Consider the following 22,094-nt stretch of genomic DNA (forward strand, 5'->3'; position numbering starts at 1 on the left):
GGGTCCGGGCAGCGGCCGGCGACTCACGGCGGGGGCGGCCGGTCCGGGACGGGAGGGGCGGCGTGAGCAGCCTGCTGGTCGACAACATCGGCGAGTTGGTCACCAACGTGCCGGCGGCCGGCGGGGACGGGCCGTTGGGTCTGCGGCGGGGGGTCGCCCTGCTGGTGGAGGCGGGTCGGGTCGTCTGGATCGGCCCGGCCCGCTATGCGCCGGCCGCCGACCGGCGGATCGACGCCGAGGGGGGCGCGGTGCTGCCCGGGTTCGTGGACAGCCATGCGCACCTGGTGTTCGCCGGGGACCGGGCGGCGGAGTTCGCGGCCCGGATGGCCGGTGAGCCGTACACCGGAGGGGGTATCCGGACCACGGTCGGTGCGACCCGGGCGGCCTCCGACGACGACCTGCGGGACACCGTGCACCGGCTGCGCGACGAGGCGATGCGGCAGGGCACCACCACCATGGAGATCAAGAGTGGGTACGGCCTGACCGTCGCCGACGAGGCCCGCTCGCTGCGGATCGCCGCCGAGGTGACCGCCGAGACCACCTTCCTCGGCGCGCACGTCGTCCCCGCCGAGTACGCGGGCCGCCCCGACGACTACGTGGGGCTGGTGTGCGGGCCGATGCTCACCGCCGCCGCGCCGTACGCCCGCTGGGTGGACGTGTTCTGTGAGCGGGGCGCCTTCGACGCCGACCACACCCGGGCGATCCTCACCGTCGGGCAGGCCGCCGGGCTGGGGCTGCGGTTGCACGCCAACCAGCTCGGCCCGGGGCCGGGGGTACGGCTGGGGGTGGAGCTGGGGGCGGCCAGCGTCGACCACTGCACCCACCTGTCCGACGCCGACGTCGACGCGCTGGCCGGCTCGGCCACCACCACCGATCCGACCGTGGCGACCCTGCTGCCGGGGGCCGAGTTCTCCACCAGGTCGCCGTACCCGGATGCCAGGCGGCTGCTCGACGCGGGGGTGACCGTGGCGCTGGCCACGGACTGCAACCCCGGGTCGTCGTACACCTCGTCGATGCCGTTCTGTGTCGCGCTGGCCGTCCGCGAGATGCGGATGACCCCGGCGGAGGCGGTCTGGGCCGCGACGGCGGGCGGCGCGCAGGCGTTGCGCCGCACCGACGTCGGGGTGCTGCGCCCCGGCGTACGGGCCGACCTGATGATCCTCGACGCCCCGTCCCACCTGCACCTGGCCTACCGGCCGGGTGTCCCACTGGTCCGCCAGGTCCTGCACAACGGAGTACCGCAATGTCGACTGTGACCGTCCAGCCCACCGGGATCACCCCCGCCGACGTGCTCGCCGTGGCCCGCGGCGACGCCCGGGTCGTCCTCGCTCCGGCCGCCGTCGAGGCGATGGTCGACAGTCGGTCCATCGTGGACGGCATCGAGGCCGCCGGCCGCCCGGTGTACGGCGTCTCCACCGGTTTCGGGGCCCTGGCCAACACCTTCGTCGCCCCGCAGCGCCGGGCCGAGTTGCAGCACGCGCTGATCCGTTCGCATGCGGCCGGGGTGGGTGCGCCGATGCCCCGCGAGGTGGTGCGGGCGATGATGCTGCTGCGGGTCCGCTCGTTGGCACTGGGCCGCTCCGGGGTCCGTCCGCTGCTCGCGCAGGGGCTGGTCGACCTGCTCAACGCCGACGTCACCCCGTGGGTGCCGGAGCACGGCTCGCTCGGTGCCTCCGGTGACCTGGCACCGCTGGCGCACTGCGCGCTGGTGCTGCTCGGCGAGGGGTGGGTGCTGGGACCGACCGGCGAACGGGTCGACGCCGCCGACGCGCTGCGCGCCGCCGGGCTGACCCCGGTCGCGTTGGCCGCCAAGGAGGGGCTGGCGCTGATCAACGGCACCGACGGGATGCTCGGGATGCTGCTGCTGGCCGTCGCGGACGCCCGGCACCTGTTCGCCATGGCCGACGTGACCGCCGCGCTGGCCATCGAGGCGATGCTCGGCTCGGAGCGCCCCTTCCTGCCCGAGCTGCACGCCATCCGGCCGCACCCGGGGCAGGCCGCCTCGGCGGCGAACATTCACCGGCTGCTCCAGGATTCCCGGGTGATGGACTCGCACCGTGACGACCTGGCGCACGCCGTGCAGGACGCGTACTCGATGCGGTGTGCTCCGCAGGTGGCCGGCGCGGCCCGGGACACCCTGGACTTCGTCGCGACGGTGGCCGGCCGGGAGCTGGTCTCGGTGGTGGACAACCCGGTGGTGTTGCCGGACGGCCGGGTCGAGTCGACAGGCAACTTCCACGGCGCTCCGCTCGGTTTCGCCGCCGACTACCTGGCCATCGCCGCCGCCGAGGTGGGGGCGATCGCGGAACGCCGGGTGGACCGGCTGCTCGACGTGACCCGCAACCGGGACCTGCCGGCGTTCCTGTCCCCCGACGCGGGGGTGAACTCCGGGCTGATGATCGCCCAGTACACGGCCGCCGGGATCGTCGCGGAGAACCGCCGGCTGGCCGCGCCCGCTTCGGTCGACTCGCTGCCCACCAGTGGCATGCAGGAGGACCACGTCTCGATGGGCTGGGCGGCGACCAAGAAGCTGCGCACCGTGCTGGACAACCTGACCAGCCTGCTCGCCGTGGAGCTGCTGGCGGCGGTACGGGGCCTGCAACTGCGCGCACCGCTGGAGCCGTCACCGGCCGGCCGGGCCGCCGTGGCCGCACTCGGGGGTGCGGCCGGCGAGCCCGGTCCCGATGTCTTCCTCGCCCCGGTGATGGAAGCGGCCCGCGCCGTGCTCGCCGGCCCCGACCTGCGTAGCGCCATCGAGCGGGAGATCGGCCCCCTGGGCTGACCGCCCGCCGCCCCGGCCTTCCCGGACCTCCCCACCCCACTCCGTCCTGGCAGGACCCGCTGCCCACGGCGGAGTCGTTCGCCCCCGGCGGAATCGGCCGCCCCCGGCGGAATCGGTCGGGGCCTGGGCACTCACCCCGGCAGGTTCACCGCCGTCGCGGGCTGGCCTCCGCCATCACACTCCACCGCGCCCCCTCAGCTGGACCACAATAGCCGCACCCCCGGAAACCATCCCATCCGCCACCACAATCCGTGATGTTTCTTCTTCCCCACTGCCGTTACCGAGAGTGGCGAAGCTCGTCACCCTCACCTATCCCCACTCGTATCCTTTGCTCTGCTGCCATAGACGCGACACCGCTCTCACCAGCAGAAACCGGAACCCGGTCGGAAAAGCCTCCGATAGAGGCAGTGACTCTCGGCATGCGTCGCTTCAAGGGCAGCAGAGCAAAGGATGCGGATGCCATTGGGTCTTGCCGGCCAGGCGGTCACTCTTGGTGAACAGGAGGGCTTGGCGTAGTGGGGCGGGACGGGACGAAGAGGAGCGTGTTTCGTCGGCCGGGCCCGCAGCGGAGGGGCGACGGGCATGCGGCACCGCAGACGGAAGAGCGCGCCACGGAACCGCGCCGGCCACTCCCCGGGCAGTGGCGACGCCTGGATGCCTACGGGATGCCGAGCCCGTCACGAGCCGAGCAGCGGAATGAGCCACCCCCGCCCGGAGAGGGCCACCCGAGGAGCAGGAACGGGGGGTCAGGTGGCGGGCAGCACCTTGGCGGCCAGCTTCGCCAACTCGCGCAACGCCTTGCCCCGGTGGCTGATCGCGTCCTTCTCCTGCGGGGTCAGCTCCGCGTTGGTGCGGTCCTGGCCGTCGCCGAGGAAGATCGGGTCGTACCCGAAACCGCCGTCGCCGCGCGGGGCGCGCAGCAGCCGGCCAGACTGGCGGCCGTCGACCAGGTGTTCCTTGCCGCCCGGCAGCACCAGCGCCACGGTGCACACGAAGGCCGCCCCCCGGTGCTCGTCAGGCAGGTCGGCGATCTGGTCCAGCACCAGTTGCAGGTTGGCCCGGTCGTCGCCGTGCCGCCCCGCCCAGCGGGCGCTGAAGACCCCCGGCATGCCGTTGAGCGCGTCCACCGCGATGCCGGAGTCGTCGGCGATGGTGGGCAGACCCGTACGCCGGCAGCCCTCCCGAGCCTTGATCAGGGCGTTCTCACCGAAGGTGAGGCCGGTCTCCGGCAGCTCGGGATACTCCTCGACGTCGTCGAGGCCGAGCAGGGCGATCCGGTGCGCGCCGAGCGCGCCGTCCAGGATGCGCTGCAACTCCACCAGCTTTTTGCGGTTCCGGGTGGCGAGCAGGACCTTGTTCATGATGCGAGCGCCTTCCGCTGGGCCTCGGCCAGTTCCAGACAACCCAACGACGCGACGTCCAACAACGCGTCGAGCTGCGCCCGGGAGAAGACACCGTCCTCGCCCGTGCCCTGCACCTCGACGAAGTCCCCCTCGCCGGTGCAGACGACGTTCATGTCCACCTCGGCGGCCACGTCCTCCACATAGCAGAGGTCGAGCAGCGGCTCGCCCGCGACGATCCCGACGCTGACCGCGGCCACCGAGCGATGCATCACCTTCTCCGGCTTGCCGGCCAACGACTTACGGCCGGCAAGCCAGCTCACCGCGTCATAGAGGGCCACGTACGCGCCGGTGATCGAGGCGGTACGGGTGCCGCCGTCGGCCTGGAGCACGTCGCAGTCGAGCACGATCGAGTTCTCGCCGAGCGCCTTGAGGTCGACGCAGGCGCGCAGGCTGCGGCCGATCAGCCGGGAGATCTCGTGGGTCCGCCCACCGATCTTGCCACGGACGCTCTCCCGGTCCGAGCGGGTGTTGGTGGCCCGGGGCAGCATCGCGTACTCGGCGGTGACCCAGCCGAGCCCGGAGCCCTTGCGCCAGCGGGGCACACCCTCGGTGACGCTTGCGGTGCAGAGCACCCGGGTGCCGCCGAACTCGACGAGCACCGAGCCCTCCGGGTGGGTGCTCCAGCCCCGGGTCAACGTCACCGGTCGGAGTTGGTCGGGTCGCCGCCCGTCAGGTCGTGCCATCCCTGCACCCTATGCGGTCGCATGATCGGCGCATGCCCGGGTGCCCGGTGTGCTCAGATGTCGTAGGTGGCGCCGGCCCGGACCACTTCCATCGGCCCCGTGAAGGCCCCGGCGGCCGAGGCGATGGTGTGCGACTCGCTGCCCCAGGCCACCACCAGATGGGTCAGCAGCAGTCGGCCCACCCCGGCCTTGGTAGCCGTTTCGCCGGCCTCCCGGCCGGTGAGGTGCAGGTCCGGTGGATTGTCCACCCCGTCGAGGTAGCTGGCTTCGCAGAGGAAGACGTCGGCATCCTGGGCGAGCCGCAGCAGCGCGTCGCAGGGGGCGGTGTCCGATGAGTAGCAGAGCACCCGGCCCTCGTGCTCCAACCGCACCCCGTAGGTCTCGACGGGATGGTTCACCCGGTCGACGGTGACGGTGAACGGGCCGATCGGGAAGGTGCCCGGCTGGAGCCCGTAGAACTGGTAGACGTCCTCGACGCCGCTGTCGTCCTGGCCGTAGGCGGTGGCGAGCCGGTCCGGGGCCCCCGGCGGCGCGTAGACCGGCAGCGGCGGGTACGGCCCGTCCGGGGCGTACCGCCGGACCACCACGTATGACGCGGCGTCGAGAATGTGGTCGCAGTGCAGGTGGGTCAGGAGGATGGCGTCCGGGGCGTGCAGCCCGGCGTACCGCTGGAGGGTGGACAGCGAGCCCGGCCCGAAGTCGACCAGCAGGCGGAAACCCTGCGCCTCGACAAGGTAGGCGGAGCAGGGGGACTCAGGGCCGGGGAAGCTCCCCGCGCAGCCCAGAACGGTCAGCCGCATCGGGTGGCCCCACGATTACTAGGCGTAGTCGACACGCCGGGGTCAGCACCGCTGATGATCTCAACCGACGCGTACGCCACGCTGGGCAGCCTACGCGCAGCGACGGCAGGGCAAGAATCATCTACTGGAAGTTGTCACCAACGTGACACCCACAGGGCCGGCCGACGGTCCCGTCGACCGGCCCACCCGGTGGGTCAGGCCCAGAGCTGCCCCTCCAGGGCGCCCTCGGCGTCGGCGAGCGTGCCGCCGTACGCCCCGGTGGAGAGGTACTTCCAGCCACCGTCGCAGACCACGAAGGCGACGTCGGCCCGTCGGCCGTCCCGCGCCGCCTCGTGCGCCACGGCCAGGGCGGCGTGCAGGATCGCCCCGGTGGAGAAGCCGGCGAAGATCCCCTCCACCTCCACCAACTGCCGGGTGCGCAGCACCGCGTCCCGGGTGCCGACCGAGAAGCGGCGGTTGAGCACCGTCGCGTCGTACAACTCGGGGACGTAGCCCTCGTCGATGTTGCGCAGGCCGTAGACCAGTTCGCCGTAGCGCGGCTCGGCCGCCACCACCTGGATGCCCTCGACCTTCTCCCGCAGGAACCGCCCGGTGCCCATCAGGGTGCCGGTGGTGCCCAGGCCCGCCACGAAGTGCGTGATGGTGGGCAGGTCGTGCAGCAGCTCGGGCCCGGTGGTCTCGTAGTGCGCCCGGGCGTTGGCCTCGTTGCCGTACTGGTAGAGCATGACCCAGTCCGGATGGTCGGCCGAGATCTGCTTCGCGGTGGCGACGGCCTGGTTGGAACCACCCGCCGCCGGCGAAAAGATGATCTCCGCGCCGTACATCCGGAGCAGCTGGACCCGCTCGGTGGAAACGTTCTCCGGCATCACGCAGACCAGCCGGTAGCCGCGCAGCTTGGCCACCATGGCCAACGCGATACCGGTGTTGCCGCTGGTCGGCTCGAGGATGGTGTCCCCCGGGCGGAGCCGGCCGGCCTGCTCTGCCGCGCGGACCATGAACAGGGCCGCGCGGTCCTTGATGCTGCCGGTGGGGTTCCGGTCCTCCAGCTTGGCCCAGAGCCGCACCGGCGGTGCCCCGTCGGGCACCGTCGGCGAGAGCCGGGGCAACCCCACCAGGGGGGTGCCGCCGCAGGCGTCGAGCAGGCTGTCGTACCGCGCCATGACGCCCGCCCTCAGCGGGGAGCGACGGCCGCGCGCCGTGCCGCCACCGCCGCGGTGGCCGCACGGTGCTGGCTGATCGCCGCCGCAGCGGCGAAGCCGAACGCCCCACCGGCCACGGCCGGCAGCACGGTCACGCTGTCGCCGTCGTTGAGCTTGGCGTCCAGCGCGCCCAGGAACCGGACGTCCTCGTCGTTGACGTAGACGTTGACGAAACGGTGCAGCACGCCCGCGTCGGTGACAAGCCGGGCCTTCAGGCCGGCGTGCCGGGTGTCCAGGTCGGTGAGCAGGTCGCCCAGGGTGTCCCCGGCGCCCTCGACGACCTTCGCGCCGCCGGTGTAGCTGCGCAGGATGGTGGGGATGCGAACCTCGATGGCCATGACGTACTCCTTGGTCGGGTGTGCCTCGGTGCCGGACGGAAAGGGTGTGCGGAGCTGAAGGTCAGCTGCCGGAACACTCGTAGTCGACCGTCGCCGGGCTCTGCCCGAACATGTAGGACTGGACCGCGTGCGGGTCCACCCCGGCGTCCACGATCCGCACCGGCTCCTCGGTCACCACGCCGTCGACGATCCGGAAGGACCGGATCTCCTCGGTGTCCGACTCGCGGGTGGAGACCAGCAGGTAGTGCGCGCCCGGCTCACCGGCGAAGGCGACGTCCGTCCGGGACGGGTACGCCTCGGTCGCGGTGTGCGAGTGGTAGATGACGACCGGTTCCTCGTCGCGGTCGTCCATCTCCCGCCACACCCGCAGGTGCTCCATCGAGTCGAACTCGTAGAACGTCATCGAGCGGGCCGCGTTGTCCATCGGAATGTGCCGGGTAGGGGTGTCGCCGCCGACGGGTCCGGCGACGACCCCACACGCCTCGTCCGGGTGGTCCCGGCGCGCGTGGGCGACGATCGCCTCGACGATCGATCGGTCGATGCTCAGCACGACGACCAGCCTAGCGCCCGTCCGGCGGACCCGGCGAGGCGGTGACCGTCACAGTTCAGTCGATCAAGGCATTGAGCAGGGATTCCTGGAGATAACCCAGATAGGCGTAGACCGACAGTTGGAACACCCGGGACGAGGTCGGGTCCTCGGCGACCGCGTCGTCGAGTTCCTCGCCCAGGTCCGTGCCGTCCTTGATCTCCAACCGGACACCCATCGCGAGCCGGGCGTCGTTGAGCGCCCGTAACCACGCCTCGGCCGCCTCCGCGTCCAGCCGCACCTCGCCGCCGGCGGAGTCGGGCAGCGCGGCCAGCACCGCGCCCGCCTGGTCGATCTTGGCGGTCTTCAGGTCGCCCTCGGTGTACCGACGGAACTCCGCCGTACCGGCCGGATCGTCCGGATAGGCGTCGGGAAAGAGCCGGCCGACGACCGGGTCGGCCGGGTCGAAGCCGTCGGTGAGCAGCCCGACCACCTCACTGGCGACCTTGCGCAGCACCCGGGCCTCGTCCACCGCGAAGGTCGCCACGTAACGGTCGCCCTGGCGACGGAACATGCTCACCGGATCATCTCCGTTCGCGACTGCGGGGCTCGCAACACCGGCTCACTCCTCGCGCTCACGAGCGGTCCACCGTCGCCCAGAGGCCGTACGCGTGCAGCTGCGACGCGTCGTGCTCCATCCGCTCCCGGGCGCCGCTGGACACCACGGCACGGCCCTTGTGGTGCACGTCCAGCATCAACTTCTCGGCCTTCTCCCGGCTGTAACCGAACAGCTTCTGGAAGACCCAGGTCACGTACGTCATGAGGTTGACCGGGTCGTCCCAGACGATCGTCACCCACTGCCGGTCCGCGACCGGCACCTCGTCGGTGTCCGGCGTCTCGACCGGTGCAACCTGTGGAGCCGCCATGCCCCCCATCGTGCCACCGGAAGCGGCGATCCGATGAACCGGAACGCCGGGGCGGCCTGGATCACCCTCCCGAGCTGCGGAAACCCGGCAAGGTACGGACACGGCGGGGATGCGCACGAAAACCCTCGGTGGCTCAGGCGAGCAGGATGCCGTGGTCGAGGGCGTCGGAGAGGACCCCGTCGAGCGAGAGCCGCAACGCCTCGAACCGCCGGGACACCTCGCGGGACAGGTCCAACTCGACCTCGCGCAGCGCCCGTTGCACCCAGGCGCGGGCCGCGTTCGGCTCGTCGTTGCCGGGGCTGCGCCAGTGTTGCCAGCACCCGCCGGAGAGGGCGACCCCGATCGGCGGCAGCACCTCGGTCCGCGGTGCGCCGGGATGACCGGCCAACGCGTCCAGCGCGCCGGCCCCGGACACCACCGCCACCCCTGCGGTGCTGGTTACCAGGAGCACCCGGTCCAGATCCTGGCCGGACGGGTGGTCGGCCAGCCCCCACCCGACGGCGGCGTCGATCCGCTGCCGCGCCCCCTCGGGCAACGATGCGCCGAAGACCCGGGCGGCAGCCTCGTCGACGATCTCCCGGGCGGCCCGGTCCTGCTGGCGGGTGGCGAGCAGGGAGAGGGCCTCCAGTTCCCGGTCGAGCAGTGTGGGTAGACCCGCGCAGCCCGCCCCGAAGACGATCTCCTGGACGGCACGCAGGTGGACGGCGGCCAGCTCGAGGGCGAGGTGCTGACGGATGGCACGGGCGCAGGACCGGCTCTGCCGCTGCAACCGGTCGCCCCAGTCGTCGCCGGGCGGGTCGGCGGCCACCGGCACCCGCCCGTGGCTGCCGGGCGGCAGCGGCGAACGCGAACTCGCCCGCCGCAGCCCTTCGACGGCCGACCAGCCGACCAGCGCCCGCCGCAGGCCCGGGTGCTCGGCCCGGTGCACGGGGAACCAGTCGGCCCCGGCCAGGTCCGGCACCGTGGCCAGCAGCGTGGCCCGGTGCGCCGCGACCGGATCGACCGCAGGGCCGGCCGGAGGCGGCGGGACGGACACCCCCGTGCCGTCGGTCGCCGCCGCCTCCGGTGGCACCCAGCCGCCCGCCCCCGGGGTGACCACGAAGAAGACCCGCGCCGAGGTACGGGCCACCTCGGCGAGCAGGTGCAGCTCGGCGGCGGTGAGGGTCTGGTCGGCGCCGATCACGAAGAGCAGCGCGCCGGAGCGGGTCACCGCGTCCAGCAGGACCCGCCCACCGGCCACGCCCAGGGTGTCGGTGTCCGGTGTGTCGAGCACGGCGAAGTGCCGCAGCAGCGGCTCCGGCAGGCTCAACTCGACCCGACGCGGCGCCCGGGCCAGCGCCGGGCCGGCCGCCGCCTGGTCGGCCCCGTAGAAGTGCGGCTGACGGTAGCCGGGTACGTAGGCCGCCCGGGTGGCGACCCGGGCGTGCCGGACCAGCAGGCTGCTGCCCGCCGGCACGGCGAGCATCCCGGAGGGGATCCCGAGCAGCGCGGCGAGCACCTCGCGGCGGGCCGCCCCGGCGGGGCCGGCGGCGACCACGGCGAGGGGTTCGTCGGGGTGGACCTCGTCGATCCGCAGGTGGCCCGGGAACGGGCCCGGGGCGCGCAGCCCGCCGGCACCGGGCTCGTCGGACGGGTCGTCGGTCAGGTCGACCCCGGGGGGTGGTCCGGGCTTCATGCGGCCTCCGCTTGACACGGGCGACGGTCTGCACCCGTGTAGGACGTCCGGTCGGTGACTTTTGGCTGCCGGAAGGTTACGGGGCGCACCCGACGTCACCGAAACATCCGAATACTCAGCGGTAACTGTGGCGTTACTCAACTTCACAGCGTCACCAGGCACCTCCGGACCGATTTACATCGATATGCTGCTCAGATGAGTCGGTGGAGTTTCGTCGGCCGAACGGATGAACTCAGCCGTCTGTTGGCAGCGGTGCACGACGAGCAGGGACACGGCCTCTTCTTCAGCGGCAGCGCGGGCGTCGGCAAGAGCCGGCTGCTGCGCGAGGGGGTGGCCGCGCTACCCACCGACCGCTACGCCCTGTCGTTCGTCGCGGCCAGCACGGCCACCGCGGCGCTGCCCTTCGGCGGGCTCGCCCCGGTGCTGCCGGCCGAGCAACCGCCGGGCCTGTCCCCCGCGGGGGTGCTGCGCTGGGGAGTCGAGGTGCTCCAGGAGCAGGCCGCCGGGCGGCGCATCGTGCTCGCCATCGACGACGCGCACCTGCTCGACCCGCCCTCGGCGGCGCTGGTCCACCTGCTCGCCCGCGCCGAGAACACCACCGTGCTGGGCACCCTGCGCAGCGGCGAGCAGATCCCGCTGCCCATCCGGGCACTGTGGACCGACGATCTCGTCACGCACGCCGAGCTGGCCCCCCTCGGCCCCGGCGAGACCGCCGGTCTGCTCGCCGCCCTGCTGGCCGGGCCGGTCGACTCCGGTTCCGCCGAGCGGTTGTTCCGGCTCTGCGCCGGCAACCCGCTGCTGCTGCGGGAGCTGGTGCTGGCCGCCACCACCGGGGGTGAGATGGTCCGCACCTACGGGTTGTGGCGGTGGACCGGGCGGTTGGAGCTGGCCCCCAGCCTCACCGATCTCATCGACACCCGGATCGGTCGATTGGCACCCGGGGTCCGGGCGGTGGTGGAGCTGGTCGCCTTCGGTGAACCGCTCGGCCTGCGGCTGCTCGACCGGGCCGCCGACCCGGCCGACGTCGAGGTCGCCGAGGAACGCGGCCTGATCACCGTCGTGCCGGACGACCGCCGGGTCGACGTCCGGCTCGCCCATCCGCTCTACGGCGAGGTGATCCGTCGGCGCTGCCCGGTCAGCCGGACCCGCCGCCTGCAGGCCCAGCTCGCCGAACGGGTGGAGCTGGCCGGCGCCCGCCGCCGGGGCGACCTGCTGCGGGTGGCGGTGTGGCGGCTGGACTCCGGCACCGCCCAGGACCCCGGTCTGCTGCTCCAGGCGGCCGTCCAGGCGTTCACCCGCTACGACGTGCCGCTGGCCACCCGGTTGGCCCGCGCGGCGCTCGACGCCGACGGCGGCTACGACGCCGCCGAACTCCTCGCCACCATCCTGATGTTCGGCGACCGGCCGACGGAGGCGATCGGGGTGCTCGACGCGGTGGCCGGTGACATCGCCTGTGAGCACCGCCGCAGCCGGTGGCTGACCGTACGCGGGATGGTCAGCTACTGGGGGCTCAGCGAACAGTCCACGGTGGACACTATCGCGGTGGCCGGGCAGGCCCTCACCGATCCCGGGCACCAGGCCCGGGTCCGCGCCTTCGAGGCGATCATGCGGCTGCACGGCCTGGACGTCGACACCGCGCTGCGACTCGGCCGGTCGGTGCTGGACCGCCCGGCGGCCAGTGTCGCGGCCCGGGAACTGGCCCGGTGCACGATCGCCCACGTCGACGCCGTGCACGGCCGGTTCCGGGCCAGCGCCACGGCGATCGACCGGGTGCAGGCGGAGGCGGCGAACTGGCGGGCCGACATGCCGTACCTGCAACTGGCCATGGAGTTGGCCCGGGGCACCCGGTTGGCGCTCTGCGGGGACCTCGCCGGCATCGACGCCATCGTGGCCGACGAGTTCGCCGACCAGGCCGGCGCCGGGGACTTCCGGCTCGGCACCGGCTACCTGTCCATCCTCCAGGCGTACGCGGCGCGGCTGCGGGGTCGCGGCGACGGCGCGCTCAAGGCCAGCCTCGGTGCCTGCGCGGTGCTCGCCACCAGCCGGGTCTTCGCCGGCCTGGCCCACGCCGAGCGGGCCCAGGCCGCGCTGCTGCGCGGCGACGTGGCGACCGCGGTCGCGGCGATGGCCGAGGCCGACCGCACCCAGGCCCCCGGCATGGCGGTGCTCCGACCATGGCTGGAGCAGGCCCGGGGCGCGGTGCTGGCGGCCGGGGGCGACCTGACCGGGGCCACCAGGCAGCTGTGCGAGCTGGCCGACCGGTTGCGCGCCGACGGCTTCGCCGGTCACGAGGCGCTGGTCCTGCACGACCTGGTCCGCCTCGGCCAGGCCACCGCTGCGGTCGGGCCGACCTGCACCGACAGCTTCCGGCGTACGGTCGCGCAGCGGCTGGCCGAACTCTCCGAGACCGTCGACGGGGTGCTGGCTCCGCTGCTCGCCCGGCACGCCCGGGCCGCCGCCGAGCGGGACGGGGCGGCCCTGCTGGAGGTGGCCGACGGATTCGCGAAGCTGGACCTGACGGTCTGGGCGGTCGACGCCACGGCGACGGCCCTGCATGGGTGGCGGCGCAACCGGTCGGCGTCGGCCGCCGCCGCGCACGAACGGCTCGCCGCCCTGCTCACCCGCTGTGACGAGATCCGTACCCCGGCGTTGGACGCGCTGCGCCCGACGCTGAGCGACCGGGAGCTGGAGATCGCCGGTTTCGCCGCCACCGGGGTGACCAGCCGGGCGATCGCGAGCCGGTTGTTCCTGTCGCACCGGACGGTGGAGAACCACCTCCAGCGGGTCTACAGCAAACTCGGCATCACCAGTCGCGCCGAGCTGGGCGCGGCGTTGCGGGCGATCCCGGGCCACGGCGGCGGCCCGGCCGGGTGAACTCTAGGCTGGGCTGGTGAGTCATCTTCGCCCTGCCCTGCTGACCGACCACTACGAGCTGACCATGGTCAGTGCCGCCCTGCGCGACGGCACCGCCGACCGCCGCTGCACCTTCGAGGTGTTCAGCCGGCGGTTGCCCACCGGACGCCGGTACGGGGTGGTCGCGGGGACCGGCCGGCTGATCGACATGATCAGGGACTTCCGGTTCACCGCGGAGGAGGTCGAGTTCCTGCTCCGGACCGGGGTGGTGGACGAGCCCGCCGCCCGGTGGTTGGCCGACTACCGCTTCACCGGTGACATCGACGGGTACGCCGAGGGTGAGCTGTTCTTTCCCGGCTCGCCGATCCTCACCGTCTCCGGGGGGTTCGCCGAGTGCGTGGTGCTGGAGACGCTGGTGCTGTCGGTGCTCAACCACGACTGCGCGGTGGCCGCGGCAGCCGCCCGGATGGTCACCGCGGCCCGGGGCCGGGCGCTGATCGAGATGGGTTCCCGGCGGGCCCACGAGGAGGCGGCGGTGGCTGCCGCACGGGCGGCGTACCTGGCCGGGTTCCGGTTCACCTCCAACCTGGCGGCCGGTCAGCGCTACGGCATCCCCACCGCCGGGACCGCCGCGCACGCGTTCACCCTGCTGCACGACGACGAGCGGACGGCGTTCGCCTCGCAGGTCGCCACGTTGGGCCGGGACACCACGCTGCTGGTCGACACGTACGACATCAGCCAGGGCATCCGGACCGCCATCGAGGTGGCCGGGCCGCAGCTGCGGGCGGTCCGGATCGACTCCGGCGACCTCGCGGTGATCGCCCAGCAGTCCCGGGAGCTGCTCGACTCGCTCGGCGCCACCGAGACGAAGATCATCGTGTCGGGGGATCTCGACGAGTACGCCATCGCCGCGCTCGCCGCCGAACCGGTCGACATGTACGGCGCGGGCACCGCCGTGGTCACCGGCTCCGGCGCACCCACCGCCAGCCTGGTCTACAAGTTGGTCGAGGTGGACGGCCGGCCGGTGGTCAAGCGTTCCGAGAACAAGGGCACCATCGGGGGCCGGAAGGTCGCGGTACGCCGGCACAAGCCCACCGGCACCGCCACCGAGGAGGTCGTCGTCTCGCAGGGCGTGCCGGACCGGCAGGCCAACGACCGGTCGCTCCAGCACTCGTTCGTGGTCGACGGCGAACCGGTCGAGCTGCCCACCATCGCCGAGTCCCGGGAGCACCTGCGGCAGTGCCTGATCTCCATCCCGTGGGAGGGGTTGAAGCTCTCCGCGGGTGATCCGGCGATCCCGGTCACGGTCGTGCCGGCTGGTTGAGCCGCCGGGGCAGACTGGGTCGTGCCGCAGGTGGATCACCGGCGGCGAGCGGAGAGGAAGGGCACCGATGGCCAACGCGCTGATCATCGTGGACGTGCAGAACGACTTCTGTGAGGGCGGTTCCCTGGCCGTCGCCGGGGGCGCGGGAGTCGCCGCCGGCATCTCGGGCCTGCTGGCCGGTGAACCGCAGCGGTGGGACCACGTGGTCGCCACCAAGGACTACCACGTCGACCCGGGGGCGCACTTCGGCGACCCGCCGGACTACGTCGAGTCGTGGCCCCGGCACTGCGTGGTCGGCACCCAGGGCAGCGAGTTCCACCCCGACCTGGTGACCGACCGGGTCGAGGCGGTCTTCCACAAGGGCGAGCACGCCGCCGCGTACTCCGGGTTCGAGGGGCACGCCGACGACGGTGAGACCCTGGCCGACTGGCTGCGCCGACGCGACGTCGACCGGGTCGACGTGGTCGGCATCGCCACCGACCACTGCGTGCGGGCCACCGCCCTGGACGCCGCCCGGGAGGGCTTCGCCACCACCGTGCTGCTCGACCTGACGGCGGCGGTCGCGCCGGCGACGCTGGACGTGGCGCTGCGGGCGATGGACGGTGCCGGGGTCGCCCTGCACGGCGAGCCGGTGATCAGCGCCGCATGAGCCGGTAATCGCTTGCCGATGTCGTACCCCCGGTCGAGGATGACCGCCGGAGGTACGGAGCATCATGACGTTGACGCCTTACCGGCTGGCCCTGGCCCAGCCCGGTCTGCGGGCCCTGCTGCTGGTGGCGGTGCTGGCCCGCATCCCGCTCACCGCGACCGGGGTGACGCTCACCTTCTACGTGGTGCTGGAGCTGGGCCGGGGCTACGGTGCCGCCGGCCTGGTCGGCGCCGCGTCGGTCGCCGGCGCGGCCATCGGTTCGCCCCTGCTCGGCCGGTTGGTCGACCGGCGCGGCCTGCGTCCGGTGGTCGCGGTGACCACCGCCGTCGAGGCGGTCTTCTGGGCGGGCGCCCCGACGTTGAGCCTGCCGCTGCTGCTGCCCGCCGCGTTCGTGGCCGGGCTGTTCGCGCTGCCGGTCTTCTCGGTGGTCCGGCAGTCGATCGCCGCCCTGGTGCCGGCGGAGCGCCGCCGCCCCGCGTACGCGCTGGACTCGATGTCGATGGAGCTGTCCTTCATGATCGGGCCGGCGCTGGCCGTGGCCCTGGCCACCGCCGTCTCCCCCCGGGTCACGCTCTGGGCGGTCGGCACCGGCATCGTCGGCGCCGGCATCGCCCTGTGGTTGCTCGACCCGCCGACCCGCGGTGCCGAGGAGCCGGTCGGCCCGCAGCCCCGGGTGCCGCGGCGGCAGTGGTTGACCAGCCGCCTGCTCGCCGTGTTCGCGGTGAGCGCCGCCGCGACGCTGGTGCTCGGCGGCACCGACGTGGCGGTGGTGGCCGTGCTGCGGGCCGGTGGCGAGGTCGGTTGGACAGGCGCGGTGCTCGCCGCCTGGGCGGTAGCCTCGCTGGTCGGCGGCTTCGCCTACGGTGCGGTCCGCCGTTCCTTCTCCCCGCTGGCGCTGGCCGCCCTGCTCAGCCTCTGCACCATTCCGGTCGGGTTGGGCGGCGACCACTGGTGGCTGCTCTGCCTGGCGCTGCTCCCGGCCGGCGCGCTCTGCGCCCCCACCATCGCCGCCACCGCCGACGCGGTCAGCCGACTCGCCCCCGCCGGGGTACGCGGGGAGGCGATGGGCCTGCACGGCTCCGCCACCACGGTCGGCATCGCGCTCGGCGCTCCGCTGGCCGGCGCGGTCATCGACGCCTCGGTGCCGCTCTGGGGCTTCGCGGTCACCGGGGCGGTGGGGTTGCTGGTGACCCTGGTGGTCCTGCCGACGGAGCTACGTCACCGCCGCCCGCCCGTCGCCCCGGCATCCGCCCTGTCCACGCCGGCACCAGAACCGGCACCGGCCGCCTGAGCCACGCCCGCACTCGTCCGGAGCCGTCGTCAACCGCGATGCCCGCGCCGCCGGGACACGTACCGCTGCGCGTGAGCGGTATGCCTGAGAGGCATGAGAATTATGACGCTCAGGCATACCGCCCCATCGAGAGTGGTTCACCCTGCGGGTTCGCACCGGGGGAGGCTCGACCAGGGTGTGATCTCCGCCGGCCCCTCCTCCTCGGTCATCCTGAGGAAGCCGAAGGGCACCGCGAAAAGCGAAGGGCACCGCGCCCCGGTGGGGTGCGGTGCCCTTCGGCGGTTCGGGTCGGGCGTCAGCGCTGGTCGAGGTTCCCGGAGGTGTCCTCCTGGTAGCTGGCGCCGCCGTTGACCTCGCTGGTCAGTGGCTTGGCACCACCCTCCGGCGGGCCGGCGAGGCTCTGGCCGGCGGCCAGCTCGGGGAACTTCGCGTCGAACGCCGGGCGCTCGGAGCGGATCCGGGGCATCCGGTCGAAGTTACGCAGTGGCGGCGGGGAGCTGGTCGCCCACTCCAGCGAGTTGCCGTGGCCCCACGGGTCGTCCACCTCGACGACCGGCCCGGTCTTGTACGACTTCCAGCAGTTCCAGATGAACGGCAGGGTCGAGATACCGGTGATGAACGCGCCGATCGTGGAGATCATGTTGAGCGTGGTGAAGCCGTCGCCGGGCAGGTAGTCGGCGTACCGGCGGGGCATGCCCTCGGCGCCGAGCCAGTGCTGCACCAGGAAGGTGGTGTGGAAGCCGATCATCGTGAGCCAGAAGTGAATCTTGCCCAGGCGCTCGTCGAGCATCCGGCCGAACATCTTGGGGAACCAGAAGTAGATGCCACCGAAGACGGCGAACACGATGGTGCCGAAGAGCACGTAGTGGAAGTGCGCCACGACGAAGTAGTTGTCGTGCAGGTGGAAGTCGAGCGGCGGGCTGGCCAGCAGGACCCCGGTCAGACCACCGAAGAGGAAGGTCACCAGGAAGCCGACGGCGAACAGCATGGGCGTCTCGAAGGTGATCTGGCCCCGCCACATGGTGCCGATCCAGTTGAAGAACTTCATGCCGGTCGGCACGGCGATCAGGTAGCTGAGGAAGCTGAAGAACGGCAGCAGCACCTGGCCGGTGGCGAACATGTGGTGCGCCCAGACGCTCATCGACAGGGCGGCGATGGAGATGGTGGCGGCGACGAGACCCTTGTAACCGAAGATCGGCTTGCGGGAGAAGACCGGGATGATCTCGGTGATGATGCCGAAGAACGGCAGCGCGATGATGTACACCTCGGGGTGACCGAAGAACCAGAAGAGGTGTTGCCACAGCATCGGGCCGCCGGTGGCCGGGTCGTAGACGTGCGCGCCGAGCAGCCGGTCCGCGGCCAGCGCGAAGAGCGCGGCGGCCAGCAGCGGGAAGACCAGGATCGCCAGCAGGCTGGTGACCAGCATGTTCCACGTGAAGATCGGCATCCGGAACATGGTCATGCCGGGGGCGCGCAGGGTCAGGATCGTGGTGATCAGGTTGACCGCGCCGAGGATGGTGCCCAGACCCGAGATGGCCAGGCCGACGACCCACATGTTCGCGCCGACGCCGGGCGAGTGCTCGATGCTGCTCAGCGGGGTGTAGGCGGTCCAGCCGAAGTCGGCGGCGCCGCCCGGGGTGAGGAAACCGGCGGTCGCCATCGTGCCGCCGAACAGGTACAGCCAGTAGGCGAAGGCGTTCAGCCGGGGGAACGAGACGTCGGGGGCGCCGATCTGCAACGGCACGACGTAGTTGGCGAACGCGAACACGATCGGGGTCGCGAAGAACAGCAGCATGATCGTGCCGTGCATGGTGAACAGCTGGTTGTACTGCTCCGGCGACAGGAACTGCATGCCCGGTCGGGCCAACTCGGCTCGCATGACCAGGGCCATCAGGCCACCGATCATGAAGAACACGAACGCGGTGACCATGTACATGATCCCGATCTGCTTCGCGTCCGTGGTGCGCAGCAGCCGCGCGATGGCCGACCCCTTGACCGGCTCTCGGACCGGCCATGGCCGGGTCACGACCGGCTTGGGTGCGACGGTGGTCACGAATGGCCTCCGGTTCTCGGTTGTCCCGCTCGGCACGCGTCGTCAGCTGCGGGCCGTCATCCGAAAGGATGTTAGTCCCCGGTAGGTGGCAGCACCGCTCGGGGTGCTCTGGCACCATGTCCGGCCTATCGTCGGGCCTACAGCGGGCCGACCAGGAGCCGGTAGTGCTCGCCGAAGATCCGCCCGCCCCGCCCGCGCAGCAACGGGTCGCGCAGCGCCGGCGGCACGTCGCGGGTGCGGTTGCGGTCCCGGGTCCGGTCCCGCACCCATCGGGTACGCGGACGACGACGGCTCTCGTACGCGACCAGGGCCGCCTCGACACTGCCGGCGGCCCGGAGCGACTCGGCGAGCACCACCGCGTCCTCGAGCGCCATGGCGATCCCCTGGGACAGGGTGGGTGCGGTGGCGTGCGCGGCGTCGCCGACCAGCAGTACCCGGCCCCGGTGCCAGCGGCCCAGCTCGACCTCGTCGGTGAGCCCGACCTGCACGTCGCGCCAGGCGGCCAGCACCGCCGGGACCGGCCCGCCGTAGCCGCCGAAGAGTTCGTGCAGCCGGGCGACCGGGTCGGCCGGGGCGACGGTGCCGGCCTCGTCGGCGTAGCAGTAGAGCCGCCCGGCACCGAGCGGCACCACGAGGAAGCCGGCCCGCCGGCCGAGCAGCGCCGTCCAGTCGGCGACGTCGGGGCCGTCGCGTACCACGCCCCGGTAGACCACCTGGCCGGCGGGGCGGGGTGGACCGCCGAGCGCGGCCAGGGAGCGGACCGCCGAGCGGGGGCCGTCGGCACCGATCACCAGGTCGTACTCGCCGCCGGTGCCGTCGGTGAAGGTGACCGCGACCCCGGCGGGCAGCAGCTCCACGGTGCTCACCTCGGCGCCGTGCCGCACCGCGCCCCCGGCCCCGCTGAGCAGCACCTGGTAGAGGTCGCGGCGGGGCAGCGCCCGGCACTCACCCACCTCGGCCCAGAGCGTGTCGAGGTCCACCTCGCAGAGCGGGTCGCCGGCGGCGTCGAGGAAGCGCTGGCGGTGGATCACCTGCCCGAGGGGGCGGACCGGGCCGTCGAGGTCCAGTCGTCGTAGTGCGCGGGCGGCGTTGCCGGGCAGGTAGAGGCCGGTGTCGGCGAGCTCGTTGGGCGGGAGCTTCTCGGTGACGTCGGGCCGGAAGCCGGCCAGCCGCAGGGCCCGGGCGACGGCCAGGCCGGCGATGCCCGCGCCGACGACGAGGATGCGCAGGGGGGAGCCACGCATGGTGGTGTACGCCTCCGGAGGGGATCGGTACGCGGTGAAGGCAAGACACTACTCCGCGCGATCGGCGCACACCAGGGCCGGTGAGACCCATCGCCACCCTCCGGACTGGACAGAAAGTGGTTCAGCCCGTCGAACGCCGTTCGATTGAAGAATACCCATGGGCCGGAAGTCGTTCGTCTCACTAGAGTGACGGCGTGACGACGGACGAGTCATACCGCTCGGTCAAGTCGGCGGGCCGCGCGCTGGACGTGCTGGAGGCGTTGGCCGCCCCCGCCGGCCCCCGCTCGCCGGTGGAGCTGAGCCGGGCGCTGGGCATCCCCAAGAGCAGCCTGCACGCCATCCTGCGGACCCTGTTGGACCGCGAGTGGGTGGCCGCCGATCCGACCGGCACCCGGTTCTCGGTGGGCCTGCGGGCGCTGGAGGTCGGGGCGGCCTTCCTGGCCGGCGCGGACGCCGCCGCCCTCTACGACGTGACCCTGGACCGGCTCGCCGGGTGCTCCGGAGAGACGGTCCAGCTTCACCGCCTGGACCGCGGCTCGGTGGTGCTGCTGGCCCGGCGGGACTCGGCGCACATCGTCCGGCCGGTCTGCGCGGTGGGGCGTCGGCTGCCGGCGCACGCCACCGCGGCCGGCAAGGCGTTGCTCGCCGCGCGGACCGACGAGGAGGTCGACCGGCTGCTCCAGTGGCCGCTGGCGGCGGCCACCGGGCGGACGGTCACCACGCCGGAGGCGCTGCGGGCCGAGCTGGCGGCGGTCCGGCGGCGGGGCTGGGCCGAGGAGTGGGAGGAGTGCAGCCCGGGGCTGGCGGCGGTGGCGGTGGCCGTACCGCTGCGGGAGCCGGCGGTGGACGCGATCTCGGTGGCCGCGCCGGTGGACCGGCTGGGGCCGGAGGCGCGGACCCGGCTGGCGGCAGTGCTCCGGGAGGCGGCGCTCCAGGCCCGGACGGCCCGCGCGCTGCTCGCGCCCAACCGGTAGGACGTGGTTCACGTACGTGGACATGATCGCCCGTTAACTTAACCGGTTCAGTTGCGCAACAGTTTCAAGTGTGTAAATGTGACAGGGACCATGGGAGCGCTCCCGGTCATATCCGAGACAAGGTCCGGCGCCCCGCGCCGCAGCCAAGGAGCATCATGAAGCGTCCATTGCGGGCCCTCGCCGCCGCCGGCCTCCTGGCCGTCGGCACGATCGTGGCCGTCGCCGTCGGCGGCACCGCCTCCGCCGACACCCAGATCTGCGAGCAGTACGGCTCCACCGTCATCGGCGGCCGGTACGTGGTCCAGAACAACCGCTGGGGCACCACCGCCCAGCAGTGCATCAACGTCACCGGCAGCGGTTTCAACATCACCAGCCAGCAGGGTTCCGCGCCGACCAACGGCGCACCGGTGTCGTACCCGTCGATCTTCGTGGGCTGCCACTACACCAACTGCTCGCCGGGCACCAACCTGCCGGCCCAGGTGAAGTCGATCAGCAGCGCCCCCGGCAGCATCTCCTTCAACTACGTGGGTGGCGCGATCTACGACGCCGCCTACGACATCTGGCTCGACCCGTCGCCCAAGCGGGACGGGGTCAACGCCATGGAGATCATGATCTGGTTCAACCGGCAGGGCAGCATCCAGCCGATCGGCTCCCCGGTGGGCAACGCCAACATCGCGGGCCGCAGCTGGGAGGTGTGGCGCGGCAACAACGGCGGCAACAACGTCATCTCCTACGTCGCGCCGTCGGCGATCCAGGGCATGAGCTTCAACGTGCTGGACTTCATCGCCGACACCCGTAACCGGGGGGCGATCACCAACGACTGGTACCTGACCAGCATCCAGGCCGGCTTCGAGCCGTGGCAGGGCGGTGCCGGGCTCGCCGTCACCAACTTCTCCCAGACCGTCAACACCGGCGGCAACCCGCCGCCCACCACCGCCCCGCCGACCACGCCCCCGCCCACCGGCGGCGGCTGCGCGGTGAAGTACACGTCCAACTCGTGGAACAACGGGTTCACCGCCGACGTGACGATCACCAACCGGGGCTCCGGCGCCATCAACGGCTGGACCCTGACCTACAACCTGCCCAGCGGGCAGCAGGTCACCAGCTCGTGGAACGCCACCGTCAGCCAGAGCGGGTCGACGGTGACCGCCCGCAACGCCGCGCACAACGGCAGCATCTCCCCCGGTGGCACCGCGACCTTCGGCTACCAGGGCTCGCTGAACGGGACGTACTCGGCGCCGACCAGCTTCTCGCTCAACGGCGTCGCCTGCGCCCGCGCCTGACCCCACACCACCCACCACCACGCGGGGGCGTGACCGGCCGGGCACGCCCCCCCCCCCCCCCCCCGCGCCAACCCCCCCGGCGGCGAAGTCC

Annotated in this window: 19 protein-coding genes; 8 read left to right on the forward strand and 11 right to left on the reverse strand. The window is 72.7% G+C overall.

Annotated elements, in window-relative coordinates; translation table 11 throughout:
• Positions 1-62: 62 nt before the first annotated feature.
• Positions 63-1,256: an imidazolonepropionase gene (gene hutI / locus AB0C22_RS11365; protein ID WP_357534743.1), complete on the forward strand. Its 1,194-nt coding sequence runs from the start codon at positions 63-65 to the stop codon at positions 1,254-1,256.
• Entirely contained in the window at positions 1,244-2,782 is a 1,539-nt protein-coding gene (gene hutH / locus AB0C22_RS11370; RefSeq protein ID WP_219467710.1) for a histidine ammonia-lyase, read from the forward strand. The genes hutI and hutH overlap by 13 nt, the downstream gene beginning before the upstream one ends.
• 746 nt (positions 2,783-3,528) lie before the next feature.
• On the opposite strand, the gene rdgB is transcribed toward hutH, so the two are convergent.
• The 9 genes from rdgB to AB0C22_RS11415 all read right to left on the reverse strand — a co-directional run bounded on the left by rdgB (position 3,529) and on the right by AB0C22_RS11415 (position 10,332).
• Positions 3,529-4,143 carry an RdgB/HAM1 family non-canonical purine NTP pyrophosphatase gene (gene rdgB / locus AB0C22_RS11375; RefSeq protein ID WP_208567430.1) on the reverse strand — a complete coding sequence of 205 codons (615 nt, stop codon included), beginning with the start codon at positions 4,141-4,143 and terminating at the stop codon, positions 3,529-3,531.
• Positions 4,140-4,868, reverse strand: a complete 729-nt coding sequence (gene rph, locus AB0C22_RS11380) for a ribonuclease PH (protein ID WP_204927210.1) — start codon at positions 4,866-4,868, stop codon at positions 4,140-4,142. Before rph ends, rdgB begins: the two co-directional genes overlap by 4 nt.
• A gap of 53 nt (positions 4,869-4,921) precedes the next feature.
• Positions 4,922-5,668 (reverse strand): MBL fold metallo-hydrolase, encoded by a 747-nt coding sequence (locus AB0C22_RS11385; protein ID WP_208567431.1) that lies wholly within the window; start codon positions 5,666-5,668, stop codon positions 4,922-4,924.
• Positions 5,669-5,862: 194 nt separating this feature from the next.
• Entirely contained in the window at positions 5,863-6,828 is a 966-nt protein-coding gene (locus AB0C22_RS11390) for a cysteine synthase (RefSeq protein WP_208567432.1), read from the reverse strand.
• A gap of 11 nt (positions 6,829-6,839) precedes the next feature.
• On the reverse strand, positions 6,840-7,205 hold the full coding sequence (locus AB0C22_RS11395) for a MoaD/ThiS family protein (RefSeq protein ID WP_219467707.1): 366 nt from the start codon (positions 7,203-7,205) through the stop codon (positions 6,840-6,842).
• Positions 7,206-7,266: 61 nt separating this feature from the next.
• Positions 7,267-7,755: a M67 family metallopeptidase gene (locus tag AB0C22_RS11400; protein ID WP_219467705.1), complete on the reverse strand. Its 489-nt coding sequence runs from the start codon at positions 7,753-7,755 to the stop codon at positions 7,267-7,269.
• A gap of 55 nt (positions 7,756-7,810) precedes the next feature.
• Positions 7,811-8,305, reverse strand: coding sequence for a DUF2017 domain-containing protein (locus AB0C22_RS11405; RefSeq protein ID WP_357534882.1), 495 nt, complete (start codon positions 8,303-8,305; stop codon positions 7,811-7,813).
• A gap of 61 nt (positions 8,306-8,366) precedes the next feature.
• A complete protein-coding gene (clpS, locus tag AB0C22_RS11410) occupies positions 8,367-8,657 on the reverse strand; it encodes an ATP-dependent Clp protease adapter ClpS (RefSeq protein WP_091251593.1) in 291 nt (96 codons plus the stop codon).
• Positions 8,658-8,790: 133 nt separating this feature from the next.
• The gene (locus AB0C22_RS11415) at positions 8,791-10,332 is read right to left on the reverse strand and encodes a hypothetical protein (protein WP_219467702.1); all 1,542 of its coding nucleotides are present in this window, start codon (positions 10,330-10,332) and stop codon (positions 8,791-8,793) included.
• 195 nt (positions 10,333-10,527) lie between these two features.
• On the opposite strand from AB0C22_RS11415, the gene AB0C22_RS11420 reads away from it, so the two are divergent.
• The 4 genes from AB0C22_RS11420 to AB0C22_RS11435 all read left to right on the forward strand — a co-directional run bounded on the left by AB0C22_RS11420 (position 10,528) and on the right by AB0C22_RS11435 (position 16,449).
• Positions 10,528-13,206 (forward strand): LuxR C-terminal-related transcriptional regulator, encoded by a 2,679-nt coding sequence (locus tag AB0C22_RS11420; RefSeq protein WP_219467697.1) that lies wholly within the window; start codon positions 10,528-10,530, stop codon positions 13,204-13,206.
• Between the two features lie 16 nt (positions 13,207-13,222).
• Positions 13,223-14,509, forward strand: a complete 1,287-nt coding sequence (locus tag AB0C22_RS11425; RefSeq protein ID WP_208567437.1) for a nicotinate phosphoribosyltransferase — start codon at positions 13,223-13,225, stop codon at positions 14,507-14,509.
• A gap of 67 nt (positions 14,510-14,576) precedes the next feature.
• Complete coding sequence (locus AB0C22_RS11430) at positions 14,577-15,158, forward strand: isochorismatase family protein (RefSeq protein ID WP_357534747.1); 582 nt, start codon at positions 14,577-14,579, stop codon at positions 15,156-15,158.
• A gap of 64 nt (positions 15,159-15,222) precedes the next feature.
• Positions 15,223-16,449, forward strand: a complete 1,227-nt coding sequence (locus AB0C22_RS11435) for an MFS transporter (RefSeq protein WP_357534749.1) — start codon at positions 15,223-15,225, stop codon at positions 16,447-16,449.
• Positions 16,450-16,744: 295 nt separating this feature from the next.
• Here the strand turns inward: AB0C22_RS11435 and ctaD are convergent, their stop codons facing one another.
• Entirely contained in the window at positions 16,745-18,502 is a 1,758-nt protein-coding gene (gene ctaD / locus AB0C22_RS11440; RefSeq protein WP_219467692.1) for a cytochrome c oxidase subunit I, read from the reverse strand.
• A gap of 137 nt (positions 18,503-18,639) precedes the next feature.
• The gene (locus AB0C22_RS11445; protein WP_145918112.1) at positions 18,640-19,746 is read right to left on the reverse strand and encodes an FAD-dependent monooxygenase; all 1,107 of its coding nucleotides are present in this window, start codon (positions 19,744-19,746) and stop codon (positions 18,640-18,642) included.
• A 194-nt stretch (positions 19,747-19,940) separates the two neighbouring features.
• Between AB0C22_RS11445 and AB0C22_RS11450 the strand changes: the two genes are divergently transcribed.
• Both AB0C22_RS11450 and AB0C22_RS11455 read left to right on the forward strand, forming a co-directional pair.
• Positions 19,941-20,720 (forward strand): IclR family transcriptional regulator, encoded by a 780-nt coding sequence (locus AB0C22_RS11450; RefSeq protein ID WP_357534751.1) that lies wholly within the window; start codon positions 19,941-19,943, stop codon positions 20,718-20,720.
• A 155-nt stretch (positions 20,721-20,875) separates the two neighbouring features.
• Complete coding sequence (locus tag AB0C22_RS11455; protein WP_219467686.1) at positions 20,876-22,003, forward strand: cellulose binding domain-containing protein; 1,128 nt, start codon at positions 20,876-20,878, stop codon at positions 22,001-22,003.
• The last annotated feature ends 91 nt before the right edge of the window (positions 22,004-22,094 follow it).

Source organism: Micromonospora sp. NPDC048894 (genome assembly GCF_040649765.1).
GTDB classification, from domain to species: Bacteria; Actinomycetota; Actinomycetes; order Mycobacteriales; family Micromonosporaceae; genus Micromonospora; species Micromonospora antibiotica.